This is a genomic window from Mycolicibacter engbaekii (genome assembly GCF_002101585.1).
Classification (GTDB): Bacteria; Actinomycetota; Actinomycetes; order Mycobacteriales; family Mycobacteriaceae; genus Mycobacterium; species Mycobacterium engbaekii.
The window spans coordinates 1-15,790 of the sequence record NZ_LQOT01000043.1 but is presented as its reverse complement, the minus strand read 5'-3'; the positions used below and the strand labels follow the sequence as shown (position 1 = coordinate 15,790).

The following is a 15,790-nucleotide window of genomic DNA, read 5'->3' as shown; positions in this document are numbered from 1 at the left end:
CCGACACACCGGGTTTGGCGCAGCACCGTCGAAGCGACTGTCGCACAGTCACTCTTGGGAGCTATTGGGCGTATCCCGGGTGGTCGATTGCCAGCCGATGCTCCACCAGGGTGTACAGGCAGGCCGTCAGCTCCGCCGGCCGGTCGTCGAGGTCGCCGGCCCGGATGGCCGCGGCCAGCTCGTCTTCGTCGGCGAAGCCCAGGCCTGCCAGTGCGTCGGTGACGACACCGGCGGTGGTGTCGTTGAGCTCGCGCTCGACGATTCGCAGCGCGTTGGCCGCGACTCGGGCGTGGAATCTGACCTGGCCGTCGGTGCCGGCCTGGGCGTTGTTCACCAGCGCCGTGTCCAGGAACTCGGTGACCGCGGCGACCAGTTCGGCAGCGGTGGGCCGGCGGCCCCCGGCGCTCACGGCCGGACCCCGTCGAGCAGCCGCAACAGATCCCACTCGGTCTCGGAGACTCGCCGGCCGATGGTGGCCAGTTCCACCGAACGGGTCTGACCGCTCAGGTGACGATGCGCCTGGTATCGGCAGATGATGCCCCATCGCAGTGTGCCCAACATCAACCACCAGTCGAATCGATCTTTATCCACTCGGGTGTCGGTCGCCTGCTCGTAGGCGGCCAGCAGAGCGTCGATTCCGCCCAGCCCACCGGCGGCGCGTTCCAGGGGCGCACCGAAGCGCCAGGCCCGCAGGCAGAACCAGGCCAGGTCCTCGCACCCGTCGCCGACGTGTACCAGCTCCCAGTCCAGTACGCCTGCCAGGTCGCCGTCGCCGCTGACCATGAGGTTGCCCATCCGGAAATCGCCGTGGACCAGCTGCGCCGGCACCGGCGGGGGGCGGTGCGCGGCCAGCCGCCGAAACGCCCACTCGAACGGTGCGGTGGTGTCGGGCATGCTGTCGAGCTGCGCCCGGCAGGCGGTGAGCTGATCTTCGGCGCTGAGCGCGATACCGCCCGGGTCGGCCCGGTGGATAGCGGCCAGTGCCTGTGCGCATTGAGTCAGCAACCGCTCACGGCCCGGGTCGTCGAGCTGGCGCTCGATTCGTCGAACGACCGTCTCCCCACTGATCAGGTCACAGATCAGATACGGGTTTCCCACTGCCGCAGGAGAATTGTCGGCGATCAGCACATTCGGCACCGGCGCACCGGCCTCGCCTGCGGCGCGCTGCGCCTGCGCCTCGAGTTCCATGCTGGCATGGATCTCATCGAGCGGACCGGTGCGCAAAATCAACGACCGGCGCTCGCCGGTCGCCGGTACGGCGTCGAAAGCCCAGGTGGCCCGGCTGGCGCCGCCGGTCAGGGCGCGCAGGCCCTCGACCGTGACGGAGCCCAGGACCGGCTCCAGCACCCCGGCCAGCCGGTCGGCCAGCTGCTCGACGCTCATCGCCGCCGGTCGAACCCGAACAGCCGCTGCGCAACGCGGCGAATCTGGATCTCCTCAGCGCCCTCGGTGATCCGGTAGCGGCGATGGTGCCGGTAGATGTGCTCGAACTGCTCGTGGCGCGAGTAGCCCAGGCCGCCGTAGATCTGCATGGCTCGGTCGGCGGCCTCGCACACCAGCCGGTTGGCCCGGTAGTTGGCCATCGACACCTTGTCCGAGACCTCCAGGTGGTGGTCTCGGTCCAGGTGCCAGGCCGCGTAGTTGACCAGCAGCCGCACCATCTGCGCCTCGGTCTGCAACTCGGCCAAGGGCCACTGCACCGCCTGGTTGACCGACAGCGGCTTGCCGAACACGATGCGCTTGCGGGCGTACTCGGCCGCGCGGTCGATGCAGTATTGCGCGGCGCCCAGACTCGAGGCGGCCTGGCGGATCCGGTTCTCGTGCAGGAAGGTCTGGGCCACGTCAAGACCGCCGTCGACCTCGCCGAGCACCGCGCCGGCCGGAACGCGCACGTCGCGCAGCTCGACCTCGCCGTGATCGGAGGGCATGTTGAAGGTCCACCAGTAGAACGGGACGGTGAACCCCGGAGTGTCGGTGGGCACCAGGAAAGCGGTGATGCCGCGTGCCGATCCGGCCTCGCCGGAGGTTCGGGCGAAAACCAGGTCGTGAGTGGCCCGATGCACACCGGTGTTGAAACGCTTGGCGCCGTTGATCACCCAGGTGTCGCCGTCGAGCACCGCGCGGGTCTCCAGCCAGGTCGCATCCGAACCGTGGTCCGGTTCGGTCAGGCCGAAGGCCATCGATCGCTCGCCGGTGATCAGCGCCTCGGAGAACTCCTTGCGCTGCTCGTCGGTGCCGAATCGCTCCATCATGATGACCTGGGGGAAGTTGCCCACGATCGACGACTCGTCCTGCAGGTCGTTGTGCAGGCCCAGGCCCTTGTGCGCCAAGTGCTCCCGGATCACCGCCATGTCCACGTTGGTGCCGTCGCGGCCGCCCAGCGAGGACGGCAACGCGTAGCGCAGCCAGCCGGCGGCGTCGGCCCGCCGGCGCATCTCATCGAGCAGCTCCTCCCACTCGCGCCGGGGGACTCCACCGCGCTCCACATCGGTGCGGGCGAACTCCCGGCGGTGGTCGAAATACTGCATGTGATCGGCCTGCAGCGGCGCGATCTCGCGCTCGATGAACTCGTCCATCTCGGCGAGCAGTCCGGGAAGGTGTTCCGGCAGTGTGAAGTCCATTGCTTCTCCTTCAGATGGTCTTTTGGGCGGCCACAGTCAACGGCCGTACAGCGTCTTTCTCCAGATCGTCGACAGCGTCGCGATGGCGTCGCTGTCGCTGATTCGCCAGTCCGGACCCGAGGGTCCGACGAACACGACGGTGAAGTTCTCGAACAGCAGCGCGATGGCGGCCGCGATGTGGTCGGCGTCGAGGTCGAGAGCATAGCCCTGCTGCTGGGCGCGTCGCACCGATTCGGCCACGATGTCCCGGCCGAACCGCCGGAACTCGTTCTGCAGCGCGGCAAATCTCTCGCTGGTCGCCGCCAGCTGAGCGACCGCGATCATGACACCGATGTTCGGCTTGAACATCGACCAGTAGGCATTGACCACCGACGAGAAGAACTCGGTGTCCTCCGGGGACTTCGGCAGCCGCATGTTCAGCCCCGACGGCTCGACAACCTCGGTGAGGAAGGACTCCGCCAACGCGGCGAGCAGATCTTCCTTGTCGTTGAAGTAGCGGTAGAGCACCGCCGTGGACTTTCCGGCCGATGACGTGATGTCGGCCAGCGTGGTCCCGTGAAAACCGCGTTCGGCGAACAACTCCCGGGCGGCTTGCTCGATCGCCCCGCGCGTCAGGCGTCCTTTTGAACTGAGCTCACGCTGGGTGGACATCGAGGCGCTCAGTCCCGCTTCCGGTCGCCGGCGGCCAGCAGGGCGCTGGGCAGCGTATGGCCGACGACCGAACTGGCCACGCCGGCCGCGGCAATGGCGGCGTCCAAGTCGATACCGGTCTCGATACCGCAGTCGCCCAGCAGGTAGACCAGATCCTCGGTGGCGATGTTGCCGGTGGCGCCGGGAGCGAAGGGACAACCGCCCAGGCCGCCGGCGGAGGCGTCGAGCCGGGTGATTCCGGCCTGAATCGCGGCGTAGGCGCAGGCCAGCCCCGCGCCGCGGGTGTTGTGGAAGTGTGCTCCCAACGGGATGTCGCCGATGAGCGGCGCCACCGCCGCGATCAGGTCGGTGACCCGGCGCGGCGTGGCGGTGCCGATGGTGTCGGCGATCGCCAGCCGGTCGACACCCAGCGTGCTTGCCGTGGCGGCGATGTCGGTGACGCGCCCGGGCGCGGTCGGGCCGTCGAACGGGCAGTCCCACGCGGTGGCGATGATGACCTCGACCGAGGCGCCGGCGTCGTGGGCGATGCCGGCGATGTCGCTGATCGCTGCGACCGCCTGCGCGGTGGGCCGGCCGACGTTGGCGGTGCTGAAGGTATCCGAGGCGCAGACCACGTATTCGAGCGACTTCAGCCCGGCGGCCACCGCCCGGGCGGCGCCGCCGGGACTGGCGACCAGCGCGGAGAACTCCAGCTCGGGGTAGCGCCAGAGTTCGGCGGCGAGCTCGGCGGCATCAGCCAGGGCGGGGACCTTGGTCGGGGAGACGAAGGAGGTCACCTCGACCTCGCGCACTCCGGTGGCGGCGATCGCGGCCAGCAGTTCGAGTTTGGCGCTCAGCGGGATCGGCGCCTCGATCTGCAGGCCGTCACGCAGTGCCACCTCGCGGATGCTGACCTGGCTGGGCAATGTGCTCACAGCACCCCCTCGGAGCGCAGGGCGTCCAACTCGGCCGTGGTTTTGCCGAGCAGGCCGGTGTAGATCTCCTCGTTGTGCTGCCCGGGGCGTGCCGAACCGGCGTTGCGGATGGTGCCCGGGCTCTCCGAGAGCACCGGGATGACACCGGGCCCCAACACCGTGCGCTCGGCGCCTTCGTCCCAGTGCTCGGCGAGCATGCCGCGCGCCCGCAGCTGGGGGTCCTTGACCACCTCGGCCACGGTGTTGATCGGGCCGGAGATCACCCCCGCGTCGCTCAGCGTCGCGATGATGACGTCGGGCTGCCGCTGCGCGGCCCATGCGGCGATGATGGCGTCCAGCTCGTCCTGGTTGCGGCCGCGCGCGGTGTGGTCGGCGAACCGGGGATCGGTCGCCAGCTCGGGGGTGCCCATGGCCTGGCACAGCCTGGCGAACACGCTGTCCTGGTTGGCGGCGATCACCACCCAGCTGCCGTCGGCCGACTGGTAGATGTTCGACGGGGCGATGCCCTCGAGCCGGGTACCCGACGGCCCGCGCACCACGCCGCCGACGTCGTAGTCGGGGATGGTGGATTCCTGAATGGCCAAACAGGATTCGGTCAAGGCGACGTCGACTACCTGGCCTTCGCCGGTGACGGTGCGCCGGTACAGGGCCGCCAGCGCGCCTTGGGCGGCGAACATGCCCGCGAGGCTGTCGCCCAGCGAAAGCGCCAGCCGGGGTGGGGGCCCGCCGGGAAAGCCGTTCATGTGCCGCAACCCGCTCGCGGCCTCGGCGACCGAGGCGTATCCGGCCTTGTGGGCGTCCGGACCGGTCTGTCCGTAGCCGGAGACCCGCACCAAGATGATGCCCCTGTTGCGTTGGCGCAGGACGTCGAAGCCCAGCCCCCAGCGCTCCAGCGTGCCCGGCCGGAAGTTCTCCACCACGATGTCGGATGCGTCGATGAGTTCCAGGAACAGCTCGCGGCCCGCGTCGGTGCGCAGGTCCAGCGTGACGGCCTTCTTGTTCCGGGCGTGCACGGTCCAGAAGAAGTGGTGTCCGTCGAGTTCGGCCTGTCCCCAGGTGCGCAGCGGGTCGGGTTTGCCGGGCAGTTCGATCTTGATGACCTCGGCGCCCATGTCGCCGAGCAGGCGTCCGGCAAACGGCCCGGAGATCAGGGTGCCCAGTTCCAGCACCCGGATACCGTCGAGCGCGCCGGTGGCAGACGTCATGCCGACGAGCCTACGAAATCATGTCGGCCCAGCCAATCGCTGACGATCTGCACGGCCTGCCGCAGCGCGTCACGCTGGTCCGGCCCGGCGTAATAGTGGTTGGCGCCGGGGATTTCGTGCATCTCCTTGTCCTCGGTGCCGATCGCCTCGAACAGCCGGCGGGTGTGGCTGGGGGTGCAGGCGTCGTCGGCCATGTTGCCGATCACCAGTGCGGGCACCGTGATGTCGCGTCCGCAGTCGACCCCGTCGCCGTGCGCGTCGTCATAGCTCCACTGTGACAGCCAGCTGCGCAGGGTGCAGAACCGCGCCAACCCGACCGGACTCATGTTGACCACCGCGGGGTCGCCCAGATAGCAGCTGCCGGGGGTGCGTTCGTTGGGATCGACCGTCGGGTCCAGCCAGCGCGGGTCGGCCATGGTGCCGTGCACCACGAATCCGAACTCCTGATCGGGCAGGCCGGCTTGTTTGAACTCGGCCAGCTTCGCCTTGACCCAGGCGGTGATCCGGCGGTTGCGGTCGATCTGGGCGGCCCGGTAACGCTCCAGGAACTCCGCGGTGTATGGCGGCTGGTTGGGGTTGTCCGGGTTGTAGAGGTCGAGTTCGGGATCGCGCTTGGTCGGGTCGGACTCGTCGAGGATCGAGGCGTCCAGCCACTCGGTCAGGGTGCCGTGGCGGCTGATGTGCGCGGCCAGCAGCATCACCCCGTCGGCCGGGATCAGGTTCAGCTTGGTCAGGTCGGGCCCGTCACCCGACGGGCTCGACGTCACCGTCGGGCGCTGGGCCTGCTGTTGGTAGAACATCGACAGCGATCCACCGCCGCTCCAGCCGGCCAGCACCACCTTGCGGTAACCGAGCCGGTTCTTGGCGTCTTTGATGCATTCGCCGAGGTCTTCGACCACCTTCTCCATCAGCAGGGCGGAGTCGGTGCCGCGGAATCGGCTGTTGCAGTAGATGACGTGGTTGCCGGCGCGGGCCAGGGCGTTGACCATCGGCAGGTAGGCCCCGCCGCCGATCGGGTGCATGAACACCAGCACGGTGTCGCTCGGGGTGTCCGGGCGCAGCAGGTAGCTCTCCAGCACCACCAGTTCGGCGACCCCGCCGTAGACATCGCGAACGCCCGAATTGTTCTGATAGGCGATCAGATAGGGGATTCGTTCATAGGCGTGCTTGGCGGTCATGCGTGTTGTCCTAAGTCGGCGGCCAGTACTTCGGGGGAGGGGATGAGGCGGCGGCGGGTGTCGATGGCGATGACCTGCCAGTCCACCCGGTCGTAGTCGTCGAATTTGCGGCGGGCCCGCTCCCGGGCTTTCTCCGGGGCGCCGTGATGCACGCCTTGTGGGGCGTGGCTGATCAGGCCCGGCGGCATCGGGACGCCGTAGAGCGAACCGCCGTGGAAGAACGCGATCTCGTCGAAGTCGACGTTGCGGTGATACCACGGGGTGCGTTCGGTTCCGGCCACCTGCTCGGCGGGTTTGGGCAGGAAGTTCATCACGTAGACCCCGGTGGCCTCCATGAACAGATGCACCGTGGGCGGCAGGTGCACGCTGTCGGAGGTCACCACGTTGTAGTCGGCGATGTTGAACGAGAACGGGAAGTTGTCGCCACGCCAGCCTTCGACGTCGATCGGATGGTGCTGGTAGTGCAGCGTCGTAGGCCCGCCGTCGTGGATCAGCCGGACCTCGTAGTTCTCGCGGCCGTCGTCGTCGATGGGTGCCGGCTCGGGGATGACCACCAGGGAGGGGTCGAACGGGAAGTGCCGGCCCAGCGGCCCGGGGGAGGGGACCCGGAACTCGTCGGTGGCCTCGATCATCAGCAGCGTGGTCTCGGCGGAGGGAATCTGTCGCCAGGTGGTCGCCTTGGGCAGGTAGAGCCAATCGCCCTCGCGGTAGTCCAGCGGGCCGAATTCGGTCTCCAGCCGGCCCGATCCGGTATGGACGAAGCAGAGCAGATCGCCGTCGACATAGCGGACGTGAAACGGCATCTCGGCGGTGCGCCGCGAGAGCCGGATGCGGCAGTCGGCATTGCTGAACAACAGCAGCGGGTCGCCGGCGGCGTCGGAGGCGTCGGTCGGCTGCAGGAGTGCGCCCAGCACGTCGACGGGCCGCAGCGGGCCCTCGGCGCGGTAGGCGGTGGGGTCGTTGCGGCGGTACATGTTGGCCGTGCGGCCGGTGAAGCCGCCACGGCCCAGCTCGTCGTCTTTGAGTCCGTCGAGGTCGGCGTGTATGCGACGCGGGGTCGTGCCTTTGCGCAGGTGGACGAAGGATTCCATGGGCGACTCCCGGAGATCGGCCTCAATAAGTAAAAGCGACATTACTTTTTCTTTTGAGCCGGGGCAAGGGGGAGTTCCCTGCCCTGAGCAGACGCCAAAGCCCCCTGGAAACGGTGTTACAGGGGGCTTTGGTGTCTGCTCGGCGAAGGAACGCTACTTGAGCTCGGCGGAGGACAGCCCCAGCAACCGGCGGGCCACCACCAGCAGCTGGATCTGCTGGGTGCCTTCGAAGATGTCGAGAATCTTGGAGTCGCGGCTCCACTTCTCCAGCAGGGTCTGCTCGGAATAGCCCAGCGTGCCGGCCATCTCGACGGCCTTGAGAGTGATGTCGCTGGCGACCCGGCCGGCTTTGGCCTTGCCCATCGACGCCTCTTTGGAGTTGGGGATGCTGTTGTCGGCCTGCCACGCCGAGCGCAGCGTCAGCAGGTTGGCCGACTCCCAGTCCGCCTCCATCCGCAGAAATTCCGCGGCCGGGGCGCTTTGGGCGTGTGCCGGCTTGTCGTAGGAGATCTCGATGCCGGCGGCGGTGAGCATCGCGCGCAGCTCTTCGAGCGCGGCGCGCGCGACCCCGACCGCCATGGCGGCCACGATCGGGCGGGTGTTGTCGAAGGTCTCCATCACCCCCGAGAAGCTCTTCTCCGTGTTGATCTCCGGGCTGCCCAGCAGGTTGTCCTTGGGGATGCGGGCATTGTCGAACCGGATCACAGCGGTGTCGGAGGCCTTGATGCCGAGCTTGTGCTCCAGCCGCTCCACGATCACGCCGGGGTGTTCGCGCGGCACGATGAACGACTTGATCGCCGCGCGGCCCAGCGACTTATCCAGCGTCGCCCACACCACGATGTGGGTGGCCCGCGAGCCGGCGGTGACGAAGATCTTCTCGCCGTTGATGACGTATTCGTCCCCGTCCAGGGTCGCCGTGGTGCTCACCGCCGCCGAGTCGGAGCCGAAGCTGGGCTCGGTGATGGCCATCGCGGCCCACACCTTGCCCAGGCGCTCGAGCTGTTCGTCGGTCGCCACGCCGGAGATCGCCGCATTGCCCAGGCCCTGGTAAGGCACCGACAGCATCAACGCGACGTCGCCCCAGCTCATCTCGAGCACCTGCAACAGCGCCGCCATGTTGGCGCCGTTGCGGTTCCCGGTCTGCTCGCCGGAGGACCGGAAGGCCTCAGCGCCGGCCATCGCGTTACCGCCGGCCCCCGAGACGCCTTCGAACAGGGTTTCCAAAGTGTCCAGCTCGACGGGGTAGGCGTGCTCACGTGCGTCGTACTTGCGCGAGATGGGTCGCAGCATCTCGGCCGCCCCGGCATGGGTCATCTCGATGACTTCCTGCAGCTTGCGGGGCAGTTCCAGATTGATTGCCATGATCAGACTTTCGTGTTCGCAGCGGAGTTTGCTTGGTGTGGTGGGCGGCTCAGATGACCAGAACGCCCTCGGCGACGCCGAGTGCCCGCAGATCGCGGTACCAGCGCTCCACCGGGTGCTCCTTGGTGTAGCCGTGGCCGCCGAGCAGCTGCACCCCGTCGAGGCCGATCTGCATGCCCTTGTCGGTCGCCAGCCGCTTGGCCAGTGCGGCTTCCCGGATGAACGGCAGCCCCTGGTCGCACCGCGACGCGCCGCGCCAGGTCACCAGGCGCAGGCCGTCGAGCTCGATGGCGATGTTGGCGCACATGAATGCCACCGACTGACGGTGGGCGATCGGCTCGCCGAACGCCTCGCGCTCCTTGATGTAGGGCATGACGTGGTCGAGGACCGCGTGGCAGGTGCCTACCGCCAGGGCGGCCCAGCCCAGCCGGGACAGCGCGAGGGCCTGCGAGTAATCGGAATCGGTCGCGGCGTCTTCACCCAGGCGGGCGCTCAGCGGAACCGTCACCTTGTCCAGCTCGAGCTGCCCGAGGGCGGCGGCCCGCAGGCCCATGCTGGGGTCTGCCTTGACGGTCAGGCCCGGTGTCGAGGACTCCACGAGGAACAAGGCGGGCTTGCCGTTCAGCTGGGCCGCCACGATGAACAGTTCCGCGTCGGCGGCGGCGGGCACCAATGACTTCACGCCGTCGAGGCGGTAGCCGCTGGGCGTGCGCACCGCGGTGGTCTTGAGGCTGGTCGGGTCGAACAGCGGTTGCGGCTCGGTGATCGCGACGCAGGCCTGCGGGACGTTCTCGCCGGCGAACTCGGGCAGATAGGTGGCCTGCTGATCGGCGCTGCCCCAGTGGGTCAACGCCGCGGCCACCCCGCCGGGCGCCAGGATCGGCAGCGCCAGGCCCATGTCGCCGTACCCCAGCGCCTCGGCGACCAGCACGTTGGTCACCGCGGAGCGGTGCGCGGCGATTCCGTCGAAGTCCTCCGGGATGTTGATGGCCGTGACGCCCAGTTCGGCTGCCTTGCCGAGCAGTTCGCGCGGGTAGTCGAGTGCCTCGTCGGCATCGTGCGCCGCCGGCCGCAGCAGCTCGGCGGCGAACTCCTCGACGGTGTCGATGATCATCTGCTGATCGTCGTCGGGGGTCAGGTCGAAGTAGTCTGCGCCTTTGCCGCCGGCGGGGACACTGAGCCGGGTCGGCGCCTTGCCCAGACCCTGGACCTTCTTGAACTGGCGGGTGGAGGCGCCGGCGACGGAGAACACCGTCTTCACGCCGTAGTTCAGGCCGCGGTTGAGCGGCTCGCGGAGGCGGTAGCGGTCCAGGAATTCCCGGCTGACCAGCGGGGTGACGAGGGAGAGGGCGGTCGCGATCGGTGTCCGCTTGTGCGGGACCGAACCGACGCCGCTGGCGCGACTGTTCAGCCGGGGCTTGGAGCCGTTGCGGGCGGGGGCGATATCAGTCATGTCAGAGCCTCACTCGATGGAAGGTGCCGATGGCAGTCACCTTACTCTGAAGTAAGGTGACTCGTAAGTAAGGTGTGACGAAGTCCGCAGCCGGCCGCCCGCCCCGGCTGGCGGCTACCGCGGCGTGAGCGCCGCCAGCACCTGCGGGTGCAGGGCGGGATTGGCGGCCACCGCGCAGTTGCCGTGCGGGCCGGGGTTACCGGACAGGTCGGTGAACACGCCGCCCGCCTCGCGCACCAAGATGTCGACGGCGGCCAGATCCCACACCGACACCGCCGGCTCGATGGCCGCGTCCACCGCACCCTCGGCGACCAGGCAGTACGCCCAGAAATCGCCGTAGGAACGGGCCCGCCACACCGCCTCGGTCAGCCCCAGGAACTGCTCGCGCAGGCCGCGCGGACCCCAATAGTTCAGCCCGGCGAACGTCAGGCTCGACGAGCCCACCTCGGCCACCGAGGACACCGACAGCCGCCGCGCCGGCGCGCCGGCGACCGAGCCGAACGCGCCCTGACCCCGGGTTGCCCACCAGCGCCGGTGCAAGGCCGGGGCGCTGACCACCCCCAGGATCGGCACGCCGTCCTCCAGCAGGGCGATCAGAGTGGCCCACACCGGCACACCCCGCACGAAGTTCTTGGTGCCGTCGATGGGGTCGATGATCCATTGGCGCCCGGTGAACGTGGCGGTGCCGCCGAATTCCTCGCCCAGGATCTCGTCGTGCGGGCGCTGCGCCACCAGCACCTCGCGCAGTGCGGTTTCGACGGCCTGGTCGGCGTCGGTCACCGGGGTCAGATCCGGTTTGGTGTCGACCCGCAGGTCGAGTGCACCGAAGCGCGCCAGGGTGATTTCGTCCGCCCGATCGGCCAGGGCCAGGGCGAGCGTGAGGTCTTCGTGGAGCTGCGAGTCGAGATTGTCGTTGATCTGCGCCATGGCGAAAGTCCTACCATGGCCGCATGTGGGAGTTCGGGGCACTGCTGTTGCTGGTGGCGATTCTGGCGGTGTTCCTGGCACCGCGGTTTCTTCGATCGGGGCCGCGTGGGGAAGCCCAGGAGGGCACCGTGCTGGTCACCGGTGTCAGCCCGCGGCCCGAGGCCACCGGTGCGCAGTACGTCACCATCACCGGTGTCCTGCACGGTCCGACGGTGGCCGAGCACGAGGTCTATCAGAGATATGCGGTCGACGTCAGCAACTGGCCGAGCGTGGGCGACCTGTTGCCGGTCAGGTACTCACCGCGCAATCCGGACAACTGGGTGATGACCGGGCCGCCGGGGGAGTGACCTTCGCGCTACGGCGACTGCGACTCCGGTAACGGCACCGTCAACGACGTGGGCCCCGCGCAGTCGCACTCCGGGCAGGACTCGGTGGCGCCGGACCCGTGCGCGATCTGCAGCATCTCGTCGACGCTGGCCAGCTTGACCCGGGGCCGGCCATGCGGCTCACCGGTGGATCGCTCGTGGGCGTCGATCAGCTGCCAGTGGTCGGCGGTGACCAGCTCCGGCCGTCGTGACAGCAGCCACTGCTGCAGGGTCGTCTCGTAGTCGGCACCGCGGTCGGGCAGAGCACCCGCCGCCGCGCGGGCGGCCAGGTCGGCGGCGAGCGTGTCGACGGTGGCCTGCGAGTCGCTCTTGTTGGAGCCGATGACCCCGGAGGGTCCGCGCTTGATCCAGCCCACCACGTATTGATCGTTGGTGCCTTCGATCCGGCCGTCGGTGTGGGGAATGGTGCAACTGCGTTCGTCGAACGGCAGCCCCGGCATCGGCACGCCGCGATAGCCGACCGAGCGCACCACCAGCTGGGCCGGCAGCACCTCGCGCTCCCCGGTGTCGCGCGCGCTGACCCGGCCCTGCTCGTCGGTCGTCAACTCATTGCGGCCCAGCACGATCTCCTCGACCCGGCCGTTGCCGCGGATCTCGATCGGCGATGTGGCGAACCGGAACACGATCCGGCGATGCCCCGGGCGGGTCGGGCGCCCGACATAGGTCTGCAGCACCTTGAAGTTCTGCCGGGCATGCTTGCCGGCCGCTTCGATGTCCGCATCGGTGATGCCGGCGAACTCGGCGGGGTCGATCACCACGTCGACGTCGTCGAGGCCTTTGAGGTGCCCGAGTTCGCGCAGTTCCGGGCTGGTGAAGGTGGCCTGCAGCGGGCCGCGCCGGCCCACGATCACCACCTCTTCCACGCCGCGCGAACCGAGCAGATCCAGGGCGTGGTCGGCGATGTCGGTGCGGCGAAGCTCGTCGGGCTGGCTGACCAGGATGCGGGCCACGTCCAGCGCCACGTTGCCGTTGCCGACCACGATGGCGCGGGTGCACGACAGGTCGGGTGCGTGGTCGGTGAAGTGCGGATGCGCGTTGTACCAGCCGACGAAGTCCACCGCGGCGACGCTGCCGGGCAGGTCCTCGCCGGGGATGCCCAGTTGGCGATTCGACTGCGCACCGATCGCGTAGATCACCGCGTCGTAGCGTTCGGCCAGTTCCTCGGGCTGCACGTGCTCGCCGACGGTGATGTTGCCGAAGAACCGGAATCGGGGATCGGCGGCGGTCTTCTCGAACTGCGCGCTGATCGACTTGATCTTCGGGTGATCGGGCGCCACGCCCGAGCGCACCAGCCCCCACGGTGTCGGCAGCATCTCCAGCATGTCCACGCGCACGTCAACCTCGCCGCCCCCGGCCAGCTTGAGCAGGGCCGCCGCGGCGAAGTAGCCGGACGGGCCGGAGCCGACGATCGCGACGTGGTAGGGCCGCATCACTGGAACCTTCTTTCCTCATCGGAAGTCGTTCATGCACCGCGCAACCCCGATGCTAGAGGTCGCGTGCCAACGGCCGCCGGTAACCTCGATAAACGTGGAAACAGACCGCCAGCCTGAGATTGCCGCCCTCGACACCACCATGACCACGGTGGAGCGGGTGGTCGACGTCGACGGCCTGCGCAGCCGCATCGAAAAGCTTGAGCACGAGGCGTCCGACCCGAACCTGTGGGACGACCAGACCCGCGCGCAGCGCGTGACCAGCGAGTTGTCCCACGCTCAGGGAGAGCTGCGCCGCGTGGAGGAACTCCGCCGCCGCCTCGACGACCTGCCGGTGCTCTACGAGCTGGCGGCCGAGGAGGAGGGCGCGGCCGCCGCTGAAGCGCTGGCCGATGCCGACGCCGAGCTCGCGTCGCTGCGCGCCGATGTCGAGGCCATGGAGGTCCGCACCCTGTTGTCCGGCGAGTACGACGAGCGCGAGGCGCTGGTGACGATCCGCTCGGGTGCGGGCGGTGTCGATGCCGCGGACTGGGCCGAGATGTTGATGCGGATGTACATCCGCTGGGCCGAGCAGCACAACTACAGCGTCGAGGTGTTCGACACCTCCTATGCCGAAGAGGCCGGGATCAAGAGCACCACCTTCGCGGTGCACGCGCCCTTCGCCTACGGAACCCTGTCGGTGGAGCAGGGCACCCACCGGCTGGTGCGGATCAGCCCGTTCGACAACCAGGGCCGCCGGCAGACGTCGTTCGCCGAGGTCGAGGTGCTGCCGGTGGTGGAGACCACCGATCACATCGACATCCCCGAAGGGGACGTCCGCGTCGATGTGTACCGCTCCAGCGGGCCCGGCGGACAGTCGGTGAACACCACCGACTCGGCGGTCCGGCTCACCCACATCCCCACCGGAATCGTCGTCACCTGCCAGAACGAGAAGTCGCAGTTGCAGAACAAGGTTTCGGCGATGCGGGTGCTGCAGGCCAAGCTCATGGAGCGCAAGAGATCCGAGGAGCGCGCCGAGATGGATGCGCTCAAAGGTGACGGGGGCAGCTCGTGGGGCAACCAGATGCGCTCCTACGTGCTGCACCCGTACCAGATGGTCAAAGACCTGCGCACCGAGTATGAAGTCGGCAATCCCGCCGCGGTGCTCGATGGTGACATCGACGGATTCCTGGAGGCCGGAATCCGCTGGCGCAACAGGCCCGAAGGCGACTGAGCGCATGGTCTTGGCGTTCTCCCCGGGACTGCGCTGGCACGACCTGTGGCGCGGTCAGATCGGCGAGTGGGTCATGACCAAGGGCCTGCAGATCGTCCTGTTGCTGATCGCGGCGGTGCTGGCGTCCCGGTTCATCAACTGGGCGGCGCATCGCGTCACCCGGCGGCTGGAGCTGGGATTCCAGGCCAGTGACGCGCTGGTGCGGTCGGAGGCCTCCAAACACCGCCAGGCAGTCGCCTCGGTGATCTCCTGGCTCTCGGTGGTGTTGCTGTGTGTGATGGTCGCCGTCCAGATCACCAGCATTCTCGACATTCCGATCGGGTCGCTGGTGGGGCCGGCCGCGGTGATCGGCGGCGCGATCGGCTTCGGCGCCCAGAAACTGGTGCAGGACCTGCTCAGTGGGTTCTTCATCATCACCGAAAAGCAATACGGCTTCGGCGATCTGGTGCAGCTGAGCATGATCGGGGCATCGGTGGAGGCGCTGGGAACCGTCGAGGACGTGACATTGCGGGTGACCAAGCTGCGCACCCCCAACGGGGAGGTGTTCACCGTTCCCAACGGCAATATCGTCCGGTCGCTGAACCTGTCCAAGGACTGGGCTCGCGCCGTCGTCGACATCCCGGTACCCACCAGTGCCGACCTGACCCGGGTCAACGAGGTGCTGCACCAGGTGTGTGTGAACGCCCGCGAGGCCGACGCCCCGCTGCGGGACCTGCTGCTGGACGAACCGTCGATCATGGGGGTCGAAAGCATCGAGCTCGGTGTGGTCAACCTGCGCATGGTGGCTCGCACCCTGCCCGGCAAGCAGTTCGAGGTGGGCCGGCGGTTGCGCATCCAGGTGGTCCGGGCGCTGGCGTCGGCCGGCGTCGTCACCGCCGGTGACGTCAAACCGGTGGAGGCGCTGTGATGAGCGACGCGGCACAGCCCGCTGAGGCGCCACAGCCGTCGGACAACTCCGACCGCCGGCGATGGCGCTGGCCCTCGCACCTGTTCGGGGGGCGCGTCCGCACCTCCACATTGGTGCTGATCATCGCCTTCGTCGCGGTGTGGTGGCTCTACGACAGCTACCGCGAGGAGCCGGCGCCCCCGCCCGCACCCCAGGTGGTGCCGCCGGGCTTCATCCCCGACCCGGCCTATACCTGGGTGCCGCGCACCCGGCTGCAGCAGCCGCCGGTGACCATCACCAAGACCGTGACACCCACACCCACCACCACCGAGGCACCGGTCCCGGCCGAACCGCCGCCCACCGAGCCGCCTGCGCCGACCCCGGTTCCGGGGTTCCCGTTCTGTCCGCCGCTGTGCCCGCCGGCCCCGGTCGCGCCGGAGCCGGCCGAGCCCGGCCCGCCGGCACCCCCACCC

The 15,790-nt window shown here is 68.7% G+C and carries 15 protein-coding genes and 1 pseudogene; 4 read left to right on the top strand and 12 right to left on the bottom strand.

Going from position 1 to position 15,790, the window contains the following annotated elements:
* Positions 1 to 61: 61 nt before the first annotated feature.
* From AWC02_RS22180 to hisN, 11 genes are all read right to left on the bottom strand, one after another.
* Positions 62 to 409 (bottom strand): DUF6285 domain-containing protein, encoded by a 348-nt coding sequence (locus tag AWC02_RS22180; protein ID WP_207568055.1) that lies wholly within the window; start codon positions 407 to 409, stop codon positions 62 to 64.
* Entirely contained in the window at positions 406 to 1,383 is a 978-nt protein-coding gene (locus tag AWC02_RS13545; RefSeq protein WP_207568054.1) for a phosphotransferase family protein, read from the bottom strand. Before AWC02_RS13545 ends, AWC02_RS22180 begins: the two co-directional genes overlap by 4 nt.
* A complete protein-coding gene (locus tag AWC02_RS13540) occupies positions 1,380 to 2,621 on the bottom strand; it encodes an acyl-CoA dehydrogenase family protein (protein ID WP_085129284.1) in 1,242 nt (413 codons plus the stop codon). Before AWC02_RS13540 ends, AWC02_RS13545 begins: the two co-directional genes overlap by 4 nt.
* A 36-nt stretch (positions 2,622 to 2,657) precedes the next feature.
* Complete coding sequence (locus AWC02_RS13535; RefSeq protein WP_085129283.1) at positions 2,658 to 3,272, bottom strand: TetR/AcrR family transcriptional regulator; 615 nt, start codon at positions 3,270 to 3,272, stop codon at positions 2,658 to 2,660.
* Between the two features lie 8 nt (positions 3,273 to 3,280).
* Entirely contained in the window at positions 3,281 to 4,186 is a 906-nt protein-coding gene (locus tag AWC02_RS13530) for a hydroxymethylglutaryl-CoA lyase (RefSeq protein ID WP_085129282.1), read from the bottom strand.
* Positions 4,183 to 5,391, bottom strand: a complete 1,209-nt coding sequence (locus AWC02_RS13525) for a CaiB/BaiF CoA transferase family protein (protein WP_085129281.1) — start codon at positions 5,389 to 5,391, stop codon at positions 4,183 to 4,185. Before AWC02_RS13525 ends, AWC02_RS13530 begins: the two co-directional genes overlap by 4 nt.
* Positions 5,388 to 6,569: an alpha/beta hydrolase family protein gene (locus AWC02_RS13520; protein ID WP_085129280.1), complete on the bottom strand. Its 1,182-nt coding sequence runs from the start codon at positions 6,567 to 6,569 to the stop codon at positions 5,388 to 5,390. The genes AWC02_RS13525 and AWC02_RS13520 overlap by 4 nt, the downstream gene beginning before the upstream one ends.
* Positions 6,566 to 7,660, bottom strand: coding sequence for a homogentisate 1,2-dioxygenase (locus tag AWC02_RS13515; RefSeq protein ID WP_085129279.1), 1,095 nt, complete (start codon positions 7,658 to 7,660; stop codon positions 6,566 to 6,568). Before AWC02_RS13515 ends, AWC02_RS13520 begins: the two co-directional genes overlap by 4 nt.
* A gap of 153 nt (positions 7,661 to 7,813) precedes the next feature.
* Positions 7,814 to 9,022, bottom strand: coding sequence for an acyl-CoA dehydrogenase family protein (locus tag AWC02_RS13510; RefSeq protein ID WP_085129278.1), 1,209 nt, complete (start codon positions 9,020 to 9,022; stop codon positions 7,814 to 7,816).
* A 49-nt stretch (positions 9,023 to 9,071) separates the two neighbouring features.
* A complete protein-coding gene (locus tag AWC02_RS13505; RefSeq protein ID WP_085129277.1) occupies positions 9,072 to 10,475 on the bottom strand; it encodes an acyl-CoA dehydrogenase family protein in 1,404 nt (467 codons plus the stop codon).
* A gap of 114 nt (positions 10,476 to 10,589) precedes the next feature.
* Entirely contained in the window at positions 10,590 to 11,402 is an 813-nt protein-coding gene (gene hisN / locus AWC02_RS13500; RefSeq protein WP_085129276.1) for a histidinol-phosphatase, read from the bottom strand.
* A 23-nt stretch (positions 11,403 to 11,425) separates the two neighbouring features.
* On the opposite strand from hisN, the gene AWC02_RS13495 reads away from it, so the two are divergent.
* Positions 11,426 to 11,749 carry a hypothetical protein gene (locus tag AWC02_RS13495; RefSeq protein ID WP_085129275.1) on the top strand — a complete coding sequence of 108 codons (324 nt, stop codon included), beginning with the start codon at positions 11,426 to 11,428 and terminating at the stop codon, positions 11,747 to 11,749.
* 95 nt (positions 11,750 to 11,844) lie between these two features.
* On the opposite strand, the pseudogene AWC02_RS13490 reads toward AWC02_RS13495, so the two are convergent.
* Positions 11,845 to 13,218 (bottom strand): annotated as a pseudogene (locus AWC02_RS13490) (FAD-dependent oxidoreductase); the annotation flags it as partial.
* Positions 13,219 to 13,315: 97 nt separating this feature from the next.
* On the opposite strand from AWC02_RS13490, the gene prfB reads away from it, so the two are divergent.
* The 3 genes from prfB to AWC02_RS13475 form a co-directional block, all read left to right on the top strand.
* Complete coding sequence (gene prfB / locus AWC02_RS13485; protein ID WP_085129273.1) at positions 13,316 to 14,431, top strand: peptide chain release factor 2; 1,116 nt, start codon at positions 13,316 to 13,318, stop codon at positions 14,429 to 14,431.
* 4 nt (positions 14,432 to 14,435) lie between these two features.
* Entirely contained in the window at positions 14,436 to 15,338 is a 903-nt protein-coding gene (locus AWC02_RS13480) for a mechanosensitive ion channel family protein (RefSeq protein WP_085129272.1), read from the top strand.
* The coding region (locus AWC02_RS13475; protein WP_085129351.1) for an Rv3103c family proline-rich protein at positions 15,338 to 15,790 on the top strand (453 nt) is incomplete at its 3' end. The genes AWC02_RS13480 and AWC02_RS13475, both read left to right, overlap by 1 nt.